The 22,175-nt window shown below is 47.4% G+C and carries 17 protein-coding genes and 1 pseudogene; 13 read left to right on the top strand and 5 right to left on the bottom strand.

From position 1 onward, the window contains the following. The 13 genes and pseudogenes from narH to AC3DOM_RS02730 form a co-directional block, all read left to right on the top strand. Nucleotides 1–568 (top strand): annotated as a pseudogene (gene narH, locus AC3DOM_RS02790) (nitrate reductase subunit beta); the annotation flags it as partial. Next, on the top strand, nucleotides 568–1,071 hold the full coding sequence (locus AC3DOM_RS02785) for a nitrate reductase molybdenum cofactor assembly chaperone (RefSeq protein WP_487917503.1): 504 nt from the start codon (nucleotides 568–570) through the stop codon (nucleotides 1,069–1,071). The pseudogene narH and the gene AC3DOM_RS02785, both read left to right, overlap by 1 nt. A gap of 36 nt (nucleotides 1,072–1,107) precedes the next feature. Beyond that, complete coding sequence (gene narI, locus AC3DOM_RS02780) at nucleotides 1,108–1,794, top strand: respiratory nitrate reductase subunit gamma (protein ID WP_487917502.1); 687 nt, start codon at nucleotides 1,108–1,110, stop codon at nucleotides 1,792–1,794. 21 nt (nucleotides 1,795–1,815) lie between these two features. Then, the gene (locus AC3DOM_RS02775) at nucleotides 1,816–3,288 is read left to right on the top strand and encodes an MFS transporter (protein WP_487917501.1); all 1,473 of its coding nucleotides are present in this window, start codon (nucleotides 1,816–1,818) and stop codon (nucleotides 3,286–3,288) included. Between the two features lie 182 nt (nucleotides 3,289–3,470). After that, nucleotides 3,471–4,997: an MFS transporter gene (locus tag AC3DOM_RS02770; RefSeq protein WP_487917500.1), complete on the top strand. Its 1,527-nt coding sequence runs from the start codon at nucleotides 3,471–3,473 to the stop codon at nucleotides 4,995–4,997. Nucleotides 4,998–5,115: 118 nt separating this feature from the next. Next, entirely contained in the window at nucleotides 5,116–5,757 is a 642-nt protein-coding gene (locus AC3DOM_RS02765) for an FmdE family protein (protein WP_487917499.1), read from the top strand. A gap of 11 nt (nucleotides 5,758–5,768) precedes the next feature. Next, nucleotides 5,769–7,841: an FAD-dependent oxidoreductase gene (locus AC3DOM_RS02760; protein ID WP_487917498.1), complete on the top strand. Its 2,073-nt coding sequence runs from the start codon at nucleotides 5,769–5,771 to the stop codon at nucleotides 7,839–7,841. A gap of 17 nt (nucleotides 7,842–7,858) precedes the next feature. Continuing rightward, nucleotides 7,859–8,614: a cytochrome b N-terminal domain-containing protein gene (locus AC3DOM_RS02755; protein WP_487917497.1), complete on the top strand. Its 756-nt coding sequence runs from the start codon at nucleotides 7,859–7,861 to the stop codon at nucleotides 8,612–8,614. Beyond that, nucleotides 8,607–9,389, top strand: a complete 783-nt coding sequence (locus AC3DOM_RS02750) for a hypothetical protein (RefSeq protein ID WP_487917496.1) — start codon at nucleotides 8,607–8,609, stop codon at nucleotides 9,387–9,389. Before AC3DOM_RS02755 ends, AC3DOM_RS02750 begins: the two co-directional genes overlap by 8 nt. Before the next feature lie 32 nt (nucleotides 9,390–9,421). Then, a complete protein-coding gene (locus AC3DOM_RS02745; RefSeq protein ID WP_487917495.1) occupies nucleotides 9,422–9,919 on the top strand; it encodes a QcrA and Rieske domain-containing protein in 498 nt (165 codons plus the stop codon). Nucleotides 9,920–9,928: 9 nt separating this feature from the next. Next, the gene (locus AC3DOM_RS02740; RefSeq protein WP_487917494.1) at nucleotides 9,929–12,280 is read left to right on the top strand and encodes a cytochrome D1 domain-containing protein; all 2,352 of its coding nucleotides are present in this window, start codon (nucleotides 9,929–9,931) and stop codon (nucleotides 12,278–12,280) included. A gap of 363 nt (nucleotides 12,281–12,643) precedes the next feature. Next, nucleotides 12,644–13,882 carry a crotonyl-CoA carboxylase/reductase gene (gene ccrA, locus AC3DOM_RS02735; RefSeq protein WP_487917493.1) on the top strand — a complete coding sequence of 413 codons (1,239 nt, stop codon included), beginning with the start codon at nucleotides 12,644–12,646 and terminating at the stop codon, nucleotides 13,880–13,882. Nucleotides 13,883–13,921: 39 nt separating this feature from the next. Further along, complete coding sequence (locus AC3DOM_RS02730) at nucleotides 13,922–15,085, top strand: acyl-CoA dehydrogenase family protein (protein WP_487917492.1); 1,164 nt, start codon at nucleotides 13,922–13,924, stop codon at nucleotides 15,083–15,085. Between the two features lie 49 nt (nucleotides 15,086–15,134). Here AC3DOM_RS02730 and AC3DOM_RS02725 read toward each other — a convergent pair whose 3' ends face one another. The 5 genes from AC3DOM_RS02725 to AC3DOM_RS02705 all read right to left on the bottom strand — a co-directional run bounded on the left by AC3DOM_RS02725 (nucleotide 15,135) and on the right by AC3DOM_RS02705 (nucleotide 22,105). Continuing rightward, nucleotides 15,135–16,547 carry a trimethylamine methyltransferase family protein gene (locus AC3DOM_RS02725; RefSeq protein ID WP_487917491.1) on the bottom strand — a complete coding sequence of 471 codons (1,413 nt, stop codon included), beginning with the start codon at nucleotides 16,545–16,547 and terminating at the stop codon, nucleotides 15,135–15,137. Between the two features lie 132 nt (nucleotides 16,548–16,679). Next, complete coding sequence (locus AC3DOM_RS02720) at nucleotides 16,680–17,525, bottom strand: dihydropteroate synthase (protein WP_487917490.1); 846 nt, start codon at nucleotides 17,523–17,525, stop codon at nucleotides 16,680–16,682. Nucleotides 17,526–17,585: 60 nt separating this feature from the next. Next, on the bottom strand, nucleotides 17,586–19,172 hold the full coding sequence (locus AC3DOM_RS02715) for a fatty acid--CoA ligase (protein ID WP_487917489.1): 1,587 nt from the start codon (nucleotides 19,170–19,172) through the stop codon (nucleotides 17,586–17,588). A gap of 46 nt (nucleotides 19,173–19,218) precedes the next feature. Next, nucleotides 19,219–19,992, bottom strand: coding sequence for a 4Fe-4S binding protein (locus AC3DOM_RS02710; protein ID WP_487917488.1), 774 nt, complete (start codon nucleotides 19,990–19,992; stop codon nucleotides 19,219–19,221). Between the two features lie 64 nt (nucleotides 19,993–20,056). Further along, the gene (locus AC3DOM_RS02705; protein WP_487917487.1) at nucleotides 20,057–22,105 is read right to left on the bottom strand and encodes an acetate--CoA ligase family protein; all 2,049 of its coding nucleotides are present in this window, start codon (nucleotides 22,103–22,105) and stop codon (nucleotides 20,057–20,059) included. Nucleotides 22,106–22,175 lie beyond the last annotated feature (70 nt).

The raw sequence follows: 22,175 nt of genomic DNA, 5'->3' as shown, positions 1-22,175 counted from the left end.
CGGAATCGATGATGGTTGGATTGAATCCGCTCAAAACTCCCCGGCCTATAAGTTTGTCAAGGAATGGGAATTGGCCCTGCCTCTTCACCCTGAGTTTCGCACCATGGTGATGATGTACTACATCCCGCCGCTATCCCCGATTGTCAGCATAATAGAAAAGAATCTCTTCCGACTTGATTTGATGAATGAAGATTATGACTTCGAGTTATTCGACCGCCTCGACGCTGCTCGCCTTCCGGTCAAGTACCTGGCAAATTTATTCACCGCGGGAAATGAGGGCATCATGCGTACTGTCTTGCGCAAACTATTGTCGGTGCGAATTTATATGCGCCGTAAGACAGTTGATGGTGTAGTTGACGATGTCGCCCTTAAAACGCTCGCAGATGCAGGCCTCACTGAAGAAGAAGCCATTGCAATCTATAAGATGACTGCTTTGCCAACTATGGAAGAACGTTTTGTTTTCCCGCCTTATCATCGCGAGATGAGTATTGAAGCTGGAATGGACCCATTGGCCCATAAAGGCGAAGCCGGTTTGGGATATATTCAACAGCCGAAGAGAGGTTCATAATGGATAACTTTTCATTGTTTGCTCAAGCCTTGCGTTATCCCTTCCCTGGCCATATTGATACATTATCTACGCAGATTGCCCCCTTGGACGGTCAGCCTGGCAGCAAGGAGTTTGTAAAATTTCTGACGAAATTTCAACGGCTTTTACTCAGCGAGCAGGAAGAGCTCCATACCCGTACTTTAGACCTGACCCCCTTGGTGGCCCCTTATGTTGGGTATCAGATTTGGGGCGAGAGTTATAAGCGCGGTGAGTTTATGGCTGACCTTAGCCGCGAAATGAAAGCATATCAAATCGATCTGGAAGGCGAATTACCCGACCATCTGCGCCCGATCCTGCAATATCTCACAGCCTCATCGGCACCATTGCCAGAATTGATCGAAGTCCTCGATCAGGCTGTGAACACGATGCGTAAATCCCTGAAAAAAACTGAGGATAATAACCCCTATTTGCACTTGTTTGATGCGATCGCTAAGGCCTGCAAATCATTGCAGGTTGCAGCCTGAGGCCTGGAGCAAATCGAGAATTCTGGAGAGTAAATTATGGACTGGAACCAACTATTCTTTGTTCTAATCCCCTACATTTCGGTGACCCTGTTTATCGCGGTAACAATTTACCGTTCGATCTTCAGGCCCTTTACCGTCTCAAGTCTGTCATCCCAACTGCTGGAACGGAAAAAACTGTATTGGGGATCGGTCCCTTTTCACTATGGGATTGTATTGATTTTATTAACCCACCTCCTGGCTTTGATTTTCCCCAAAGCGTTGTTGCTCTGGAATGCAGTTCCTATTCGCCTCTATTTGCTGGAAATCAGTGGCCTTGCACTTGGCTTATGGGCTTTGGCTGGCGTGGTTTTATTGATTTATCGACGCATATCTGTCGCTTATATTCGGAAAGTGACTACGCCAATGGATATCGTTGTTCTCCTGTTGACATTGGTATCGATCATCACAGGAGTTCTAACCGCAGTTGGCTACCGTTTTGGTTCGACCTGGTTTACGGGTGTGTTTACGCCCTACCTCTGGTCGATCCTGACCCTGCAACCCCGCCCCGAGCTGGTTGCACCGCTGCCCTGGCTGATCCAATTGCACGTGCTCAATAATTTCATCTTGTTGGCGGTTTTCCCCTTTTCACGACTGGTCCATATCCTAACATGGCCATTGCATTACCTCTTTCGTCCCTGGCAAATTGTGATTTGGGTAAGAGAACGTCGTCAATTGGCGGAATAACAATATTTATTGAGGAGCATCATGCAAGAAAAGAACACAGCCTACAGAGTTCTGGCTCTTAATACAATCGCATTTACCGTCTGTTTTGCAGCCTGGATGTTGAATGGCGTTTTGGTCACCTTCCTGGTGGATAACCGGATTTTTGACTGGAATGCGGCTCAAATGGGCATGATGATCGGCATCCCGGTGCTGACGGGTTCGATCATGCGCCTGCCCTTGGGCGTGCTGACCGATAAATATGGCGGTCGGCCGGTTTACACTCTGCTGATGTTGCTCAGCGCCATTCCCATGTATATGCTGGGGCAGGCAAACTCTTATAACGAATATATGCTCTATAGCCTGGGTTTCGGCATGACGGGTACCTCCTTTGCTGTTGGGATTGCCTTCAGTTCAGTCTGGTTTTCGAAGGAACGACAGGGAACTGCGTTGGGAATTTTTGGGGCAGGCAATGCCGGTGCCGCGCTGACCACTTTGGGTGCGCCCAGTTTATTGCGCTGGCTGACCAATAACGGAGAAAACCTTGATAACTGGCGTAAACTCCCGGCTTATTATGCTGCTGCATTGGTTGTGATGGCTGTGGTCTTTTATATGTTTACAACTAATCGCAAACCGGCTAACGGTCAACGTTCAATCATCCAGATGTTGGCACCGCTTAAGCAGGTGCGCGTCTGGCGCTTTGGGTTGTACTATTTCCTGGTCTTTGGCGGTTTTGTGGCTCTGGCGCAATGGTTGGTGCCCTATTATGTCAACGTTTATGCGATGACAATCGTGACAGCCGGGCTGCTTACCTCGATCTTCTCGCTGCCTTCAGGGATTATCCGGGCACTTGGCGGCGTTTTGTCGGATAAATTTGGCGCTCGGTCCGTAATGTATTGGGTCTTCGGAATTATTGCCTTATGCTGCTTCCTGTTGTTCTTCCCCAAAATGGAAATTGAATCCCCGGGTAGTGGTGTGATGGCTCAGCGTTCAGGAACAGTTACTGCCCTTTCTGCAAGCGAAATCCAGGTGGATGAATTGACCTATCCCCTGATCCCCAAAGTGGAAGTTAACTACGAGGATGATGCTGTCATCTTGCTGCCCAAACTAAACACCTGGCAGGAATCTAACGTAGAGGTTGGAGATCAGGTTGCCAAGAAAGAATTATTGGCTAGCGGTGTCACGCATATCTACTTCCAGGCCAATGTTTGGGTATTCACTTTTTTTGTATTCGTGATTGGAATCGCGATGGGGATTGGCAAGGCCGGTGTTTATAAATTTATTCCCCAATATTTTCCAACCGAGGTCGGTGTCGTGGGCGGGATTGTCGGTGTGGTCGGCGGCCTAGGCGGATTCGTCAGCCCATTGATTTTTGGACGCTTGCTACAGTCGATTGGGTTGTGGACCACGACCTGGATATTTTTCTTCGTCTTCACAATGGTCTGCCTGATCTGGATGACCCTGGTTGTGCGGAAAATTTCAAAAAAGGATACTCGTATTGAAGTAGCGGGATCCTGATCGGGAAGCCTGCTTAACGGGATGGGTTGTCATTTGGAAAATCGCTCACTAATTAATGGTGGCAAGCCTAAATTTAGTACGCCCCATATTTATTCATATCCAAAGTAGAAGATTATTACCTGGTCCATCGTTTTGCAATGAAAAGTGAATCAATATTTCTTTGCAAAAGGTAAGGAGAAAATATGTCAAGCTATATTGAAAAATGGGATGTTGAAGATGAAAGTTTTTGGGAATCAACAGGAAAAAAGATTGCCGCGCGCAATCTCTGGATTTCCATCCCCAGTTTATTATGCGCTTTTGCGGTTTGGTTGGCATGGAGCGTAATTACTGTCCAGATGAAAAATATGGGTTTCCCCTTTGACACGGTACAGCTTTTTACCTTATCAGCAATTGCTGGCTTGTCGGGGGCAACGCTACGTATTCCAAACTCCTTCCTGATTGCGATTGCCGGTGGAAGGAACGTGATTGCACTAACAACTGCCTTGTTGATGGCCCCAACTTTGGGTTTGGGATTTGCCTTGCAAGACATCAACACCCCCTTTACAACTTTTGCCATTCTCGCTGCTCTCTCTGGCTTGGGTGGTGGAAATTTTTCTTCGTCGATGTCTAATATTAATTTCTTCTTCCCGAAACGGATGCAAGGAACTTCTTTGGGATTGAATGCTGGGCTTGGCAATATTGGCGTGAGCATTATGCAAATACTGATCCCCTTTGTTGTAACCTTCAGCCTTTTCGGGGCAATGGGTGGTGAAGGATTATCTGTTAATGGCGGGATGTCTTATATCCAAAACGCTGGTTTTGTGTGGGTTCCCATTTTGCTTGTACTTGTTTTGGTTGCCTGGTTTGGGATGAATAATCTTTCAACAGCTACGCCAAATCTTGGCTCAACCTCATCGGCATTATTTAAAATCCTGGGTTTGGTTGGAGTCGGGGGCGTAGGTGCTGCGATTGGTCTCTATCTTTTGCTTGGCTTGGAACTCAATATGTGGCTTGTTTTACCCGTGACCATTCTCGTTACAGTCTTGATGATGAAGGTGATCCCTGGTGAAATTAAATCAAATTTGGATACCCAATTTGCGATTTTCAAGAATAAACATAATTGGATTATGACCTATCTATACACAATGACTTTCGGCTCTTTTATCGGATATTCAGCCGCTTTCCCATTGCTTATTCGCGTGGTCTTTGGCGAACTGCCTGATGGCAGCATTAATCCCAATGCCCCCAATCCCTTTGCTTATGCCTGGCTTGGACCTCTGGTTGGTTCCCTGGCCCGACCGATTGGTGGTTGGATTTCAGACAAAGTGGGCGGTGCAAAAATCACTCAATGGGATACGGTTGTGATGATCTTGTCTACGCTGGGCGTTGCTTATTACGTCAAGCAAGCCAGCGCATCCAGCCAGCCAGAACAGTTCTTCATCCCCTTCCTGCTTCTCTTCCTGGTCTTGTTTATCACCACAGGAATTGGTAACGGCTCTACCTTTAGAATGGTTCCCATCATCTTCAAGCCCTCAGAAGCAGGTCCCGTTTTAGGCTGGACTGCGGCAGTTGCCGCTTATGGTGCTTTTATTATCCCAAGAGTATTTGGTCAGCAAGTGAATGCCGGAACACCAGAATTTGCTTTATATGGTTTTGCGGTCTATTACTTTACTTGTTTAATTCTGAACTGGTATTATTACGCCCGAAAAGGGGCAGAAATTGAGTGCTAAAAAAATGAAAATAACAAATACTTTTTTAGGTGAACATTGGGCCGCGCATCGTTCTGTAAACTTGAAATAATAGTTGACAAATGACATTGAAATTTGCTAACATCGTGAAGAGGATCCTATGAACGAACTCGAATATTTTTTGGCAGAATCTGTATCCCGTCACAACTCTCTTTGCCCGCGGCAGGTGCTAGGGGTTCGGATCGGGTTGGCAGGTGCAGGTGCCCTGGGAATTGATGTGCCCCGCGAAGATAAAAAGTTGCTTGTAATTGTTGAAACTGATGGGTGCTTTGTCTCTGGGGTGGAAGTTGTTACTGGCTGCGCTGTCAGACACAGAACCCTCCGCGTGGAAGATTATGGCAAGGTGGCGGCCACTTTCGTAGATGTGGAAAGCGGTCACGCAGTGCGTGTTGCTCCTCGCCTGGATATTCGCCAGCGTGCAAAGGACTATGCCCCTGATGAAAAGCAACGATATTCCGCTATGCTAAAGGGCTATCAACGCATGCCAACGGAATCTTTACTTTCAGTTGAGAAGGTCAGCTTATCAGAGCCCGTCGAATCGATTGTGAGCCGTGCAGGTATTCGCGTAAATTGCAGTACCTGTGGGGAGGAAATTATTAACGAACGTGATATTATTATGGCAGGTCGTACCTTATGCCGACCTTGTGCAGGTTCGATCTATTACAAATCCCCTAAATCCTATAATTTTGGTTATAATTTGCTGCCTTCAAATTTATTGGTAGACGACACAGCAAATGAATAGAGGAGTACTATATGACTTTTAAATATCAAGTTACCGTCCCTGGAATTGACGATTGGCGAGACATGATTTCTTGTCAGGCTGCATGCCCGGTTAATACAGATGCACGAGGTTATGTTACAGCAATGGCTCGCGGTGAAATGGAATTGGCTTTTGAAATCTCGCATGATCCAAATCCACTCTCAACGATCTGCGGTCGTATTTGCGGTGCACCCTGCGAAGTTGCCTGCCGTCGCGGAGCTGTTGTCAGCCCTGATGCAGAACCGGTGGCTATTCGCCCAATCAAACGCGTATTGACAGAGCGCTATGGACCAGAAGCCGGAAAAATAGTACCCAGTCGGGAAAAGCTAAAGGATCTGATTCCAATTAATTCTATTATCCCGGAAGAGGGCTTACCGACATTCTCATCCCACATGGGTAAATTTGGTGAACAAGCCACTGTTCCTGGTACTGGAACGTCCCTGGATTATTCATCCTCACGCTGGTCTCGTAGAGAGTTGAAGCGATTAGCTTCCCACCCCGGGCGTAAAAAAGGAAATATTGCGATCATCGGTGCTGGCCCGGCCAGTCTGACAGTTGCCCATGATCTGGCCTTACTACGATATAAAGTTACGATCTATGAAGGTGGCCCAAAAACCGGTGGTATGTTGCGCTATGGTGTCCCAATTTATCGTATTGATCAGGAAGCGATGGATCTGGAAATCCAGGAGATACTCGACCTTGGTGTTGAGATCCATTTTAATACACCGATTGGTAAAAAGATCACCCTCGATGATTTGCGTCGGGACTACGATGCCGTCTTTTTGGGTATCGGGTTGATGAAAGGTCACGCCCTGGATATTGAAGGTTCTGACCTTGATGGTGTCATCATCGCCGTAGATATGTTGCTCAACTATAATCTTGGATACAAGGTTGATCTTGGCAAGCGAGTGTTGGTGATAGGCGGCGGCGATGTGGCTATGGATGCTGCCCGTACAGCCTTGCGCATGGGTCAGATGACGGATGAGCAAAGAGCTGCTTTGGATGATGCGGATGCCCGTGCGGAAGACGAATCCGAATCTGTCAGCACTGCATTGGATGTGGCCCGCGTGGCCCTCCGCTTGGGTGTCGCCGATGTCAAGATGATTGCCCTCGAAGATTGGGATGAATTACCCGCAACCCCCTTCGAAATCGAAGAAGCCTTGGAAGAGGGTATTCAAATGTCCCCACGTGTGGGCCCAAATCGGATTATTGGAAAAGATGGAAAAGTCACCGGTCTGGAAGTGATCGATGTTGAATCCGTCTTCGACGAAGATAAGCGTTTTAATCCAAAATTCAAGGCCGGTACCGAACGTGTCTGGGATTGTGATACCGTTATTTTGGCTATCGGTCAGAAAGCCGATCTGGATGTACTCGGTGGCGCAGACGATGTCAAGTTGACACCGCGAGGTCTGGTGGAGATCAACTTTGAGAACGGTCAGACTACTGCTCCGGATGTTTTTGCAGGTGGGGATGTGGCCTATGGCCCTAAACTGATCATTGATGCTGTGCTCCACGGCCATTTAGCTGCCCTTGGCATTGAAGAATACGTCCAAAACAAGAAACTTAAAACTGAGGTCAAAACTGAGTGGACAGTACTCTCAAACCATGTCATGTTTGAAAACTGGACCAAACTCGAACACCGCAAACCTCCTACACTCCCTGTAGATCGACGTACTGGAATTTCGGTAGTTGAAGTTGGTTACTCAGAAGCGGAAGCCGCAGCAGAGGGCAGTCGCTGTTTGGAATGTAGTGTCAACACGATCTTCGATGGATCAGAGTGTATATTATGCAATGCTTGTGTTGATGTGTGCCCCTGGGATTGTCTAAAAATTGTCAGCCTTGACCAGCTTGCCGGTGATGAAACCCTGCATCAGGTAGTGGAAGAGCATACCGGAGTTCCGCTAATTGAGATTACAGAAGGTCATGATGTAACCACTCAAATGGCTGCAATGCTCAAAGATGACGAAGCCTGCACCCGCTGTGCTTTATGCGCTGTACGCTGCCCAACCGATGCCATCACCATGGAGGCATTTCGGTTTGAAGAAGAATTAACCCTTATAGATTAAGAACTAACGGAGCAACTATGAAGAAACTCAAAGATTTCATTGTCAATTCCCGTGTTTGGAGATCTTTCTTCCGCCACGGATGGCCTGACAATCCATTGGATCGTTCCCTGATAATGACGACCAATGTCTTTTTCCATTTGCATCCAGTACGGGTAAATAAAAGGAGTATCAAAGCCCTATATTCTTTTGGCCTGGGTGTGATCACAACGATCATGTTTGTAGTACTTTCAATCACAGGTATACTGGAAATGTTTTATTATGTGCCATCTGTCGATACGGCCTATTTTGATATCATCACATTGCAAACACAGGTACCTTTTGGACAGCTATTGCGTAATATGCACCGCTGGTCTGCCCACTTAATGGTCCTCACGGCAGTCTTGCATATGGTGCGCGTATTTTATACCGGCGCATATAAACGCCCCCGTGAGTTTAACTGGGTTGTTGGTGTTGTTTTGCTTATCCTGACGCTAGGCGCCAGCTTTACCGGATATTTGCTCCCCTGGGATCAACTTGCATTCTGGGCCATTACAGTGGGGACAAGCGTGGCTGGTTACGAACCCATGTTTGGAAAATTGATCCAAAAATTATTACTTGGTGGCGCTGAAGTTGGGCAAGCCTCGCTAACACGTTTTTATGGCCTGCATGTCATGGTTATTCCAGGCCTCTTGTTATTAATTATCTCCCTCCATCTCTGGCGTGTCCGCAAAGATGGCGGGCTGGCTGCCAATGAAGTAAAAGACGAGATTGAAACGGAGGTGGAAAATGCCTGATAATAATATTCCTGAAGAAAATAAAAGTTTTTCGCGATCATCCAAAAAAACCTATAGCCTTGTTGAAATCGTAAAAGCCCCCACCACGATGGTGGACAAAGGCCCGGAAGATACGATCTTTGCCTTTCCAATTGTTGCAATCCTGGAATTAATGCTGGCCATTGGCTCTACCCTGGTTTTGGTCATATTATCGCTACTGAAAGATGCCCCTCTTGAGGAGTTGGCAAACCCCCTGATTACAACTGACCCGGCAAAAGCACCCTGGTATTTTATGGGTTTGCAGGAAATGCTGGAACATATGCACCCCACCCTGGCAGGTATCATTTTGCCTGCGCTGGCAGTAGGTTTCCTGATCTCTATCCCTTATATTGACTACAGTCGTGAGGGAGCAGGGGTTTGGTTTACCTCAAAGCGCGGCAAAAGCATTGTTGGCTGGACTGCATTGTATACCTTGGTTGCCATGACAGGCTTCGTTTTGGTGGATAACGCCTTTCCACCCCGTGAGCTGCTCCGGGACATGCTGCCAAACCTCGTTACCCAATCGCTAATTCCAGGGGCTGTGATGACCTTCCTGGTTGTCTTGCCCTTGTTGGTACTCTGGCGCTCAAAGGAAGGCATCAAAAACGCTAGAGAAGTGATGCTGGTTTTATTCACAGTTCTTTTCATTACGGCTGTCGTGCTGACATTAACGGGCTTCTTATTCCGTGGCCCCGGATTTGAACTCTACTGGCCCTGGGCAATGCCCAATGGATACAATCCCATGGATGGTTTGTAGAATTTTCTATAACCCATAATTGAGGAGAATAAATGACTAATCAAACTGATACACAAGAAAAAAGCAAAGTAAGCCGCAGACAATTTCTGGGATTTGCCTGGCTGACCGCAATTGTTGCCTTTACAGGCGAAACTCTGGCTGCCCTGTTTAAATTTGTTCAACCTGTCACTGCCGGGGGCTTTGGCGGTATTATAAAAGCTGGAAAAGTGGATAAATTTGCACCCGGGAGCGTGACCTATTTCCAACAAGGACGTTTCTACCTGCACCGTCTTGAAGATGGCAGTTTCCTTGCCCTTTGGCAGCGTTGTACACATCTCGGATGCAGCGTACCCTGGGAAGAATCTGAAGATCAATTTCACTGCCCTTGTCATGGATCGTTATTCAGCAAAGTTGGAGTGGTAGCGGGTGGGCCAGCGCCTCGTCCAATGGATTATTTTCCCGTCATCATTGAAGAGGGCGAAGTTCTTGTAAATACTGAGAGCCCAATCGAGCGGAAAGCGTTCGATTCAACACAAACAACACCCGCGTGAGGAGAAATCATGCTACGAAACGAAAATTACGATAAACAAATTCTCATCGGGTTGGTCATTACTGTTATTCTAATTGCCAGCTTTTCATTCCTGATGTTTGGGGAAGATGGTCGTATTGTTAGCGATACAGAGCTTCAAAAAGAAGAAAGTATTGAACATGGGCAGGCAATCTATGCAGAGAATTGCGTTGCTTGCCATGGGGCAAATGGTGAGGGAGTTTCTGGCCCTGCACTAAACGATTTGAACCTTCTTGAGAAAGCAAGCGATGGTGTTTTATTTGCCACGATTCAAACCGGACGCCCCAACACTGCCATGCCAGCCTGGGGGCAGGTTTATGGTGGTGCATTGACAGATGAGAATATACATGCTGTCGTCAGTTTCATCCGATCTTATGAGGAGAATGCTTCAGAAACTGGGAGTAGTCAGCTAGATTTATATGGCGATGAGCTGGCTGCACAAGCCTTTAAAAAAGGTGGCTGTGGTGCCTGCCATACAATCCCAGGTATAGCTGGTGCTGTTGGTACGCTTGGTCCCGATCTTTCTGAAATCGGAAAAATGGTTGAAGGCCGCATTCAGGATGGTGAGTACACTGGAAATGCAACGACAGTAGAAGGATACATGGCCGAAGCGCTTGAGGATCCGAATGCCTTTGTCGCCCCAGAATGCCCGACAGGGCCGTGTCAAAAAGATTTGATGCCATCCTTCTCTGGGACGTTTAGCACTCAAGAAATCGAGTCAGTGATAAGCTATTTGGCAGATCTTCCTGATGGCGCTGCTGCTCTAGAAACTGAAGAGGGTACTATAACCGTAGGTCCAGGTCCGGAACTCACGGATGAAGAATTTACCTGGGCAAAACAGGAATTCTTTGAGCGCTGTGCCGGTTGCCATGGTACTTTACGCAAAGGAGCTACGGGGCCTGCGCTGACACCTGATTTGACACAGCCACAAGGAACGATTGCACTTTCTGCCATCATTTTCAATGGCACACCGCGTGGTATGCCAGATTGGGGTAAACAAGGTGCCTTAACGCAAGAAGAAACTGAAGTTATGGCGAAATATCTGCAAAATGAGCCCCCCATACCACCAGAGTTATCTCTGGAGCAGATGCTTGAGACCTGGAAGGTACTTGTTGAGCCGGATGATCGGCCGACATCTCCGCAAACGACACGCGATTGGGAAAATTATTTCGTCGTTACCTTACGTGACGCCGGACAGGTGGCTGTGATCGATGGGGATACATACGAAATCGTGAATACTGTCGACACTGGCTATGCTGTTCACATTACCCGAATGTCGGCTACCGGACGTTACGCCTATGTGATTGGGCGCGATGGCAGGCTGGCCCTGGTTGATCTGTGGATGGAAGTACCGGATAAAGTTGCCGAAGTACAACTCTGCTATGATGCCCGCTCAGTGGAAGTTAGTAAATACGAGGGTGAAGAAGGTGATTTCACCGATAAATACGCTGTTGTAGGTTGCTATTGGCCGCCGCACTTCGCCATTTTGGATGGAGAAACACTGGAACCATTCAAGATCATCAGCACACGTAGTTATACCTACGATACAGAAGAGTATCATCCCGAACCGCGCGTGGCGAGTATTCTGGCCTCTCACTTTAAACCGGAATGGGTCATCAATATTAAAGAGACCGGGCAAGTCTGGATTGTAAACTATGCTGATCCCATTAACCCAACCATCAAAATGATCGAAGCTGAACGCTTCCTCCACGATGGTGGCTTGACTATGTCTAAACGCTATTTCATGGTGGCTGCCAACCAGGCCAATAAAGTCGCAGTGATTGACTTGTTGGAAGGAAAACTTGAAGCCTTGGTTGAGACTCCGGCAATCCCACACCCCGGCCGGGGTTCAAACTGGATGGATCCTGATTATGGCCCAGTCTGGAGTTCTTCTCATCTTGGTGAAGCCGCAGTGAGCTCCATAGGTACTGATCCAGAAGGACACCCGGATTCAGCCTGGAAAGTAGTGCGCACAACACCCTTGCCTAGTGCGGGTAGCTTATTTATCAAGACGCATCCTAACAGCCAATGGGTTTGGGTGGATATGGCTCTGAATTCTGATCCGGCTTTATCTCGGACGGTCTGTGTTTTTGCCAAAGCCAAGCCAGAAGAAACACATAAATGTTGGGAGATCGCCGACTATGGTCGCGCTGTCCACATGGAATACAACAGACAAGGAACCGAAATTTGGATCAGTGTTTGGGGTAGCGCAGATAAGCCAGGTGAGACAGGTGAGATTGTGGTTTATGATGATGCAACGCTGGAAGAAAAAGCACGCATCCCGGATTTGATTACACCAACCGGAAAATTTAATGTATATAATACTGTACATGACGTTTACTAAAAGAAAAGAACTATTATAAGAAAAGAGAACCGAAGGCAATAGCCTTCGGTTCTCTTTTTAACCCAATCTAATTTGAAAAATTAGCAGCTAATGGGTGAGGTAGTCCAGAAAATTTTGGGAGATAGTGGGTAAAAAAATACATATGGAATTAACAGAATATAATATTTGTCGCTCAAAATCAGACAATTCTGATATAATTTTCCGAGACTGACCGGTCTGTCCCTGCCATATGGAAAAGACCCTTCTTACGGGGATATAAAACTGCATCGATGATGTTGGCTTTAGCTCAGGCTTATGCGGTCAAAACAAAAATCACCCAATAACAGATTGGCTAAAAGCCTATAAAAAGTAGGAGTATTTATAATGAGTAATGCTACAGCAATTGGATCTTTACCGGCTATCGGTAAATTGCCGGAAAAAATGTTTGCGCAAGTGGTCCGTCAGGATCGCTTTGGGGACCCCAGGACCGCCTTCCGGGTCGAGGAAGTGGAAATCCCGCGAATCAAGCCACATGAAGTGTTGATCGGAGTCATGGCAGCTGGAATCAATTTCAATAACGTCTGGGCCGCACGAGGTATTCCCATCGATGTGATCCGTATTCGACAAAAGATGGGTGAGCCCTACGACTTTCATGTTGGCGGCAGTGATGTTTCAGGCATCGTTTACGCAATTGGAAGCGATGTGAAAAACGTCTCTGTTGGTGATGAGGTTGTCGTACATCACGGTTATTGGAATATGGATGATCCCTGGATCAAAGCTGGTAAAGATCCCATGATCGCTCCATCGGCTCAAATCTGGGGATATAACACGAATTTTGGTTCTTTCGGACAATTTTCTGTTGCGCAAGCTCATGCTGTTTTACCAAAAGCGCCTCATCTGACATGGGAGGAGGCTGCCGCACCTACTCTGGTTGGGACTACAGCTTATCGCATGCTTTTTGGTTGGGAAGGGAATGTGTTGAAAGAAGGAGAGGTTGTCCTGGTCTGGGGTGGATCAGGTGGTCTGGGCGGGCAAGCCATTCAACTGGCGACAACGGTCGGGGCCAGAGCAGTCGCAGTTGTCTCGGACGATGAACGAGGTGAATATTGCAAAAATTTGGGAGCAACTGGATATATCAACCGCAATGATTTTTCCCATTGGGGCATCCCTCCGCATTGGACGGATAATGAGGGTCAGAAAGAATGGACCAGCGGATGTCGGGCATTTGGCAAAGCGATTTGGGATATCCTGGGCGAAAAGCGGAATCCTGATATTGTTTTTGAGCACCCCGGAGAAAGCACCATCCCAACCAGCATTTTTGTTTGTGAGGCCGGTGGCATGGTGGCTATATGCGCAGGGACAACAGGGTATTCTGCCATGGTAGATTTACGTTATCATTGGGTACGCCAGAAACGATTACAGGGATCCCACGGCACGAATGATGAACAGGCTCAAGCCTATAATCAATTGGTAGTTGATGGAAAGATTGATCCTTGCCTCGGGGAAGTATATGCCTTCGAGGATATTGGAGAGGCTCATTATGATATGGAACAAGGAAAAGTAGTTCTGGGAAATCGAGTTGCTCTGGTGGGTGCACCCAAGCCAGGATTAGGACGCAAGTAAAAGAAAAAGCTGTTTATATTTTTGTAGTGGAGAGAAGTTATGAGTAATGCCGAAAAAATTATAGAGGCAGCGAGATACCATTCTGAAGAGATAATTTGCCCTAATGTCGATCAATGGGAATCTTCATTGGATTACCCAATAGATGCAGCGAAAGAAGCCGCCAAAAATGGTTTGCTTGGTTTATATTGTCCCAAGGAGTTTGGTGGACAAGGTTTATCGTTTGCAGAAGGGATTCCTGTATTTGAAGAACTTGGCAGGGGCGAAGGGCTGTATGCATTTTCATTTTCAATGCATAATATCGTAACATTCGCCATTTGTAGTTTTGGTCAGGAGAAATTACGCGATCATTGGGCACCAAAGTTGACTTCCGGAAAGGCCTTGGGTGGTTTTGTGTTGACAGAACCTCAATCCGGGTCGGATGCTGCAAGAGTGCGCACACATGCAGTCGTCAATAAGAACGGTTCCTACACAATTAATGGCAGTAAGGCATGGGTCTCACTTGCAGATGTGGCTGATATCTTTTTGGTTGTCGTAAAAACAAGTGAAAAACCCGGGAAGGATGATATCGCCATGGTAGCTGTCCCAAAAGATACACCGGGACTAAGTTTTGGGAAACCATATGACAAGTTGGTATCCTCATTCCTGCCAATTGCGGATATGTTCCTGGAAAATGTGACCGTACCAGCCGAAAATGTGATTTTTCCACCTGGAAAAGGACTGAGTGGATCTTTGATGGCAATTGATATTGCGCGCACCTCTATTGCCGCTGGTTGCTGTGGCTTAATCTCATCATCGCTCGATCTGGCCCTGACATTTGCCAGAGATCGCAAAATGTTCGGAAGGTCAGAGTTAGAGTTTCAGGGCATCCAATGGATGCTTGCTGATGTAGCCACCGACCTGGAAGCCAGTCGGCTTTTATATAAGAACGCTGCAAGATTAATTGGCACACCGGAAGGTACCGTTGCTGCAGCCCACGCAAAAAGATTTACCCCAGATGCTGCACAACGGGCGATTGCAACCTGTATGCAGGTGCTCGGTGGTACCGGATTATTAACCCCCTCTGCGATCGAACGAAACTATCGAATTGCTCCCGTCATGAAAATGGTTGACGGAACAACTGAGATACAACGAGTTGTAATTTCAAGGTCTCTACAGAAATATGCAGAAACTCTGCCTACAAAAGAAGAGCAAGAGTGTAATTAAACCTTCTTGCTCTTTTGAATACCAGGTTTTAGCGACCAGCAGGAAAATATCAAAGGGAGTTTATATATTCCTCCCCTTTTCCAATCAGAACATCGTAATCATCCGGAGCGGGTAAATCCTGCAATAAAGCCTGAGTCTTTTCGCGTAATAAATCCCGTGCTTCGGGTTGCCCCTCAGCCTGCCACTTTTCCATATTCCAACGCGGATAGAGCGGGCTTTTGTAATAGCCTGTTTTGTAGTTTCTACGCGTGGAGGGCGAGGATAGAAAATCCCCACCGGGGCCGACCTTGGCAATTTCATCCAGGGCGGCTTGCGCATCATCCAGTTGGAAACCATTTGCAAAACGGAAGGCCTGATCAATGATCTCGTGTGCGTGTACTACCGTACACGGAGAAATTGATTTCCCTGCAAGACCATCCCCTATAAAGGGTGCCAGCCCTCCCTTCGTCAGGGCATAGGTTAAGAAATTCATCCCGTAGGTATCCGCTGCAATCAAATCCATGCCCCATCCCATCCCGGAGCAGGAAGCGCCACAATGCGGCAGCTTATAATGCGCCATCATTTCAGCACAGGCTACATTCAATAGCACGCTTTGTGGATCGTAGAAATTTAGCATGGTCTGCATATCAAAATAGGATGGCAGCATCCCTACGGCTATCGGCGTTCCGGGCTTCATCACCTGGCTGATGGTCAACCCGGCCAGCAATTCGGCAAGCAGTATTGCCAGGGTCCCGGCCGGTGTGAGCGGCGTACTGGCTCCCGCCATACTAAAGTTTGAAAAGATGAAGGGCAGACCGCGCTCAATCGCCATCTCCATTTTAAGCAGAGTTCCTGAATCCATCACCAATGGTGAAATCGGGTTGAAATATGGCAGAACGAAGGGTTTCTCCCCAAGTTCACCATGCAAATGCTCAAACATGTTTATCAGTGGTAAAAATTTATTCTCGTCTGATGTCAACACCACCATCGTCTTGCTGGTATTTGCAAACATCTCCAAATTGCCATAAAGATCACCAAGCTCTTCCGGAACATCCCGCACAATACCAGGCGTTGAAATGACATCATAATGTGGCAAGCTGCTTCCCAACCGCGTCATGGCACGCATGTGGCGGCGCTGGAATAGTTCCAGGTTATCACCAACGGGTTCCTGGTAGTACAGGGCCGTAACCCCCACACCGAAACGCAGACGATCATCACCGAGTCGAAAGCTTGGATTCCCACGACGGTCGTACATCTGGATCACCGGTGGAGCAGACTGGATGGATTGCTCAATAAGTTCGGGGGAGATCTTTACGGTTCTTCCCTGGACCTCAACCTGCCCGGTTTTTCCCAGCATCTCAATCACTGAGGGCGAAACCACCCTAACCCCAGTTTCAGAGAGGATCCGTAAAACATACTGATGTACTTGCTGAATTTGATCTTCAGAAAGCATTTTTAGTTGCGGACGGACGTTATTCATCATGGCCACTTTCTTTTATCGATAATCAATTTCCTACCTGGTATGGTGTCTTTTTATTCATATAGACACCATACCAGGTTCATCCAATGTCATTAGAGTTTAATCTAACTAATGTTGTAAATAGAAAAGGGGGCATTATTTCTTTTGCTGGGAGCGATAAAATTTCAGATAGCGCAAACTGGATTTATCTCGGCCCATGAGCAGGTCTGTAGCTCGGATTATACTTGTCAGTTTAACCGGGTCGGTAATTGCACAAGTAGCGCCCTTGCTGATTGCCAATGACAAGAACGCCTGATTTACAGTATGGCGATCCGGGAGGCCAAATGAAACATTGCTGGCGCCCAGATTAATGTTTACGCCAAACTCTTTTCTGATCATGTCGATGGTTCCAAGTGTGACTAAGGCGGCGTTACTATCTGCTCCCACAGTTAAGACCAGGGGATCAATAACAATATCCTCTTCACTGATGCCAAGTTTTGCTGCTCTTTCGATGATTTTTCCCGCGATGGAAACGCGTGTTTCAACATCAGAGGGGATGCCATCATCATCCATGGTCAGTCCTATTACCGCTGCACCATATTCTTTTACCAGGGGCAGGACTTTTTCCAGGGATTTCTCCTCACCATTTACGGAGTTGATCAATAGCTTTCCTGGTAAAACGGCTAAGGCTGCCGCCAAAGCATCGTGGTTGGCTGAATCCAGGCATAAGGGCAGATCGTAATTATCCGAAATCAGTTTTGCAACCTCTGGCAAAACTTTTACCTCATCAAGGCCAGGGACCCCGACATTTACATCCAATATATCTGCCTTGGCATCGACTTGTTTCTTCACCAGCTCCAGAACATAATCATAGTTTCCTTCAGCAAGTGCTCCCGCTAGTATTTTACGCCCTGTAGGATTGACCTTTTCCCCAATAACGACAAAGGGCTTATCTATACTGATCTTTACTTCTTTGGTTGTGCTCTTTAGAATTGTATCCATTCTATTCTCCTCATTACATATTTGTTGATCTAAAACAACGATGGCCAATAAGCGTACGCGTTAATGAATTCTCTTCTCTAAGCCCTCCCAATATGGTTCACGCAGTTCCTTTTTAAGGATTTTTCCTGTCCCTCCCTTGGGCAATTCTTCTCGAAATTCAACTGACTTGGGCACTTTGAAGCCAGCCAAATATCCACGTACAAAATCCAGTATTTCTGACTCCTTTGTTTTCATATCTGGTTTCAACACTACCAGTGCTTTGGGTACCTCTCCCCATTTTTTATCGGGAATACCAATGACCACTGCCTCAAATACTGCCGGATGATTGAGGATGATCTTTTCCACTTCAACAGAAGAAATATTTTCTCCACCAGAGATGATAATATCCTTTTTCCGATCCACGATGGTGATATACCCTTCACCATCAACCACTGCCATATCGCCAGAATGAAACCAACCCTCTTTGATCACATTGTCTGTAGCAGCCTGGTCCTTTAAATACCCTTTCATCACTGCATTGCTGCGAAATACGATCTCACCAATATCTTTTTCGTTTGCAATCACATCCTTGCCATTCTCATCAACCACGCGTAAACGAACCCCCACAATGGGTAGCCCGGTTTTGACTTGTGTATCCAGTCTGGTTTTCTTATCCTTTTTTAAATGCGGTTTTGGCCTTGCAATCACCCCAAAGGGAGATGTTTCCGTAAGCCCATAACCTACGATCGCTTTACATCCAAGCTCTGCTTCCAGTTTTTCGATCAATGCTAGCGGTGAAGCCGCGCCACCAATGATCACTTCTTTCAGAGAGCTTAGATCAAATTTCTTTAGATCAGGATATTGCAAAAGACCGTTGAATATGGTCGGAACCCCCAGGATTTTTGTAACCCTTTCCTCTTCAATCAAACGCAATAGTTCTCCAAAATCAACCTTACGCAACATGACATGTTTGCCCCCTACTGCGGTCAGGAATTGAGGAGTGCCCCACCCATTGACGTGGAATAAGGGTACTACATGGAGAAGGGTATCTTCATCTGATACCTGAAAGCCAATAATTGCATTTAGCGAGTGCAAATATAAGCTCCGGTTTGTTATTTCAACACCTTTTGGGTGACCAGTTGTCCCGGATGTATAAAAAAGCTCAATGACCGCGTTTTCATCAATAGCAGACAGGTCGATATTGGCGACTGGATCCGCGTTCTCTAATAATCTCTCATAGTCTTTTGCCCAGTCACGCCTGGTATCTGACTCAAAGATTATATATTTTTCCACTGTTTTGAGATCAGGTTTTATCTGCTCGACCACATTCACGAAATCTTGGTGGAAGCATAAAATCTGAGCTTCGGCATGATTGACGATATACTCAATCTCAATGGGTGAAAGACGAATATTGATCGGGTTTAAGACACCATTCACTTGCGGAACTGCAAAATAAGCCTCAAGTAATTGATGGGAGTTATAGGTAAGAAATGAAACAGTTTTCCCCTTTTCCAAACCCAATTTTGTTAATGCGTTTGCAAAACGATTAACACGCTGATCATACTCAGCATAGGTGAATCGCTTCTCCCCATCAACAACTCCTGTTTTGGAGCCGTATAAATTAACAGCCCTTTCTCTAAATTCAAGAGGGGTCAGAGGAACTAACATAGGGTTTATCCTTTTGGGCCAGGAGTTCGATTAGGACTGCCCAAAACTAAAGGGTTGCACCTTGCGCAACAGGGCAAGCCAATTCGCAATACCGGCAGGGCTTCATGACCATGCTGGGCTCTTCGATTCCCATGATCGAACCATCGAGCATTTCCTCATTGGCATATCGTTCATCGTTCTCTTCCTTGCAGATCGACCTGTCGAAGGACCCGCTACGGAATACGTTCCTCGGGCATGCGCTGTGACAAGGCTTGTCGCAGCCATTGCAAGGGTCGAAGTTGCTGGGGCCGGTTGGCTCGAGTTCGGCTTCGATAAAAATGCCTCGTAGGCGGACACGCGTACCAAATTCCGGTGTTACCAGGAGATTGTTTTTACCGATCACGCCAATCCCAGCCAGGTGGGCTGAATCCTTGAGGAAAGCCCCACCGTATTCGATCTGGTACGGAAGCGAATATGCCTTGATTCCGAACTCTTCCTCCATCCATAACCGCAGTTGTCTGGACTGAGTTCTCATCACACCGTTACCGGGGGTAAAACCATTCACCTTCAGGCTCCACCAATCGAGAACGGGCTCGGATTCCGGATGGGACAAAGCCCACACCAGCACGGATTTATGCTCATCGCGCCATTTCACCCCCTTGAATTCATGATAATCTGAGGTTGATGGATCGTACTCTTCGTAGAAAGGATTATTGGCATAGATCTCATAGGAAGGGGAAGCCTTAAGATCTTCGATCCTCGCTATTCCTGCCAACGAGGCCCCTAACTCTTTCGCCTTCTCGACGATTTTCTTTTCAATCAAATTATTTTCAGATGTCATAATTAAAACTCCTTTTCATTTTTAGAAGAGTCAATCCAGATTTCTTCTTGGAATTTATCTATCGTTAATTTTGATTCAAGCGGATCAGGGCATCAGCCGCAACCACTCCCTGACCTTCGGCCAGGATCATCAGGGGGTTGATGTCCAGCTCGACAATGGAATCTGGATCGCTCTCCACCATATTTGCTACCGCCAAAATGGCATCGACCGCGGCGTTCAGATCAGAGGGGGGAGCGCCTCTGAAACCATTTAATAGCGGCGCACATTTCAGTTGGGCCAATGCGTGCAATACTTTTTCTCTGGTGGTTGGCAAGAGGAGCGATGCTGTATCTTTCATCAATTCGACCAGAATTCCACCGCCACCCACCAACAGATAGGGTCCAAACTGTGCATCACGGGCTACACCGACGATCAATTCTGCTACAACCCCCTCGACCATTTTTTCGATCAGATAGGATTCTGAGAGATCAGACATCACCTTCACAGCAGCAGACACTTCGTCTGCATCCCGAAGGTTAATCCTGACCCCCCCAACATCCGTCTTATGGGCAACACCCAAGGTCTTTGCAACTACCGGATAGCCCAACGCTTCGGCTGCAGCAACCGCTTCTTTGGGATTATGAACCACCTGCGATGGGGGAACTGGAATTCCGGCCCGGGAAAGTAATGCTTTGGATTCAGCCTCATCCAACACTTTGACGGAAACATCCTGAACTTGATCGCTACTCTTCAGTATGGGTGATGCCACAGGTTGACTCCAGGCTGCGCCCACATCAACTGCTGCCTGAATTCCCGCCAGCCCGTCATCAATGCCTGCAAGCGCTACAACGCCATCCTTCATCAAACGAGCCGCAACTGGTTCGGATATCGTATCTGAAAAGGTTGACAGAATAGCGGCCTTAGTTCCGGTTTCTTTCGCGGCCCGAACAAAACCCCTCTCCGCCCCACCCCAGGTCGATTGATCACAGCGGTCAGATCTCGGGTAATCCAATACGCACACTGCCAGATCGAATTCTTGTGAAAGCAGCGCCGAAAAGTTTTTGGCATTCTGTTCCTCGTCATTCCAGTCGAACATCTGGAAATCAAAGGGATTGGCAGCCACGATCCGCTCGTGAACGGTCTCGCGCAGATGTTTTGTAACCTTTTCTGATAATGGGGGCATGCTCAAACCTGGACCCATCCCGTCAGCGAGAAGGGTAAGATCTCCACCTGAGGTGCTCCCGGCAGCGATCCTGCCGCCTTTCAATGGGCCCAGAACGTGTAATACCTTCAGCGCTTCAATCAGTGCTTCCAGGGAATTCACGCGAGCCACACCGACCCGCTCGAAAAGAGCATTTACCAGATCGTCGGAACCGGCGAGTGAGGCCGTATGCGATACGACCATCTTCTGGGCAACCTCGGAACGACCAACCTTCATCGCCACGATGGGTTTGCCCAACTCCCGGGCCACGTTGACTGCCTCCTGGAAGGCCTTCGGATCAGGCAAAGTTTCCAAAAAGAGGCCTATCGCCGTGACCCCATCCTGTTGGGCGAAGGTATGAATCGCATCATGGAGATCAAATTTCAGCTTATTCCCCAAAGAAACCATATAGGCGACCGGAAGACCACGCCTTTGCATGGTGAGGTTGAAACCCACATTCGATGACATGGTGATGATCGCCACGCCTTCTTCAACCCGTTGACCACCCTGCTGGTCGGGCCAGAGCATGGCACCATTTAAATAGTTGAGCAGTCCATAGCAATTAGGTCCAATGATGGGCATATCCCCGGAAGCATCCAGAAGCTGCCTTTGAAGTTCAGCGCCCTCCTCGCCAGCCTCAACAAATCCAGTCGCATAGCAGATTGCGCCACCAGCATCTCGGGCAGCGAGTTCCCTGACGATATCGATGGTGAGATTTCGATTGACACCCAGATAGGCGGCATCGGGGCTCCCGGGAAGATCGGCAACAGAACGGTAAACCTTTCGCCCCAGAATCTCCGTTTTCTTTGGATGGACCGGCCAGATCTCTCCTTCATACCCCATCAGATCGCTCTGGCGAATTACTTCTGCCGCATTCGCCCCGCCAAACGCGGCAATGGAATGTGGTTTCAAAAATCGCTCAAAAGTGCTCATTCTTTTTCCTTTTTATCATCTATGCAATAACCTTTTTCTCTCGCAAGGTCTCTACTTCTTTTTTTTCATA

The sequence above is a fragment of the Candidatus Desulfolinea nitratireducens genome (assembly GCF_982879505.1).
Note: the sequence above shows the minus strand (reverse complement) of the source record. Positions and strands in the feature narration are given on the sequence as shown.

Excerpts from the sequence above, each read along its gene's own strand:
- AC3DOM_RS02760 (WP_487917498.1), top strand. The coding sequence starts at position 5,769 with ATGACTTTTAAATATCAAGTTACCGTCCCTGGAATTGACGATTGGCGA.
- AC3DOM_RS02730 (WP_487917492.1), top strand. The coding sequence starts at position 13,922 with ATGAGTAATGCCGAAAAAATTATAGAGGCAGCGAGATACCATTCTGAA.
- AC3DOM_RS02740 (WP_487917494.1), top strand. The coding sequence starts at position 9,929 with ATGCTACGAAACGAAAATTACGATAAACAAATTCTCATCGGGTTGGTC.
- AC3DOM_RS02765 (WP_487917499.1), top strand. The coding sequence starts at position 5,116 with ATGAACGAACTCGAATATTTTTTGGCAGAATCTGTATCCCGTCACAAC.
- AC3DOM_RS02755 (WP_487917497.1), top strand. The coding sequence starts at position 7,859 with ATGAAGAAACTCAAAGATTTCATTGTCAATTCCCGTGTTTGGAGATCT.
- AC3DOM_RS02785 (WP_487917503.1), top strand. The coding sequence starts at position 568 with ATGGATAACTTTTCATTGTTTGCTCAAGCCTTGCGTTATCCCTTCCCT.
- AC3DOM_RS02775 (WP_487917501.1), top strand. The coding sequence starts at position 1,816 with ATGCAAGAAAAGAACACAGCCTACAGAGTTCTGGCTCTTAATACAATC.
- AC3DOM_RS02725 (WP_487917491.1), bottom strand. The coding sequence starts at position 16,547 with ATGATGAATAACGTCCGTCCGCAACTAAAAATGCTTTCTGAAGATCAA.
- AC3DOM_RS02715 (WP_487917489.1), bottom strand. The coding sequence starts at position 19,172 with ATGTTAGTTCCTCTGACCCCTCTTGAATTTAGAGAAAGGGCTGTTAAT.
- AC3DOM_RS02745 (WP_487917495.1), top strand. The coding sequence starts at position 9,422 with ATGACTAATCAAACTGATACACAAGAAAAAAGCAAAGTAAGCCGCAGA.
- ccrA (WP_487917493.1), top strand. The coding sequence starts at position 12,644 with ATGAGTAATGCTACAGCAATTGGATCTTTACCGGCTATCGGTAAATTG.
- AC3DOM_RS02770 (WP_487917500.1), top strand. The coding sequence starts at position 3,471 with ATGTCAAGCTATATTGAAAAATGGGATGTTGAAGATGAAAGTTTTTGG.
- AC3DOM_RS02710 (WP_487917488.1), bottom strand. The coding sequence starts at position 19,992 with ATGACATCTGAAAATAATTTGATTGAAAAGAAAATCGTCGAGAAGGCG.
- AC3DOM_RS02720 (WP_487917490.1), bottom strand. The coding sequence starts at position 17,525 with ATGGATACAATTCTAAAGAGCACAACCAAAGAAGTAAAGATCAGTATA.
- AC3DOM_RS02705 (WP_487917487.1), bottom strand. The coding sequence starts at position 22,105 with ATGAGCACTTTTGAGCGATTTTTGAAACCACATTCCATTGCCGCGTTT.
- AC3DOM_RS02750 (WP_487917496.1), top strand. The coding sequence starts at position 8,607 with ATGCCTGATAATAATATTCCTGAAGAAAATAAAAGTTTTTCGCGATCA.
- narI (WP_487917502.1), top strand. The coding sequence starts at position 1,108 with ATGGACTGGAACCAACTATTCTTTGTTCTAATCCCCTACATTTCGGTG.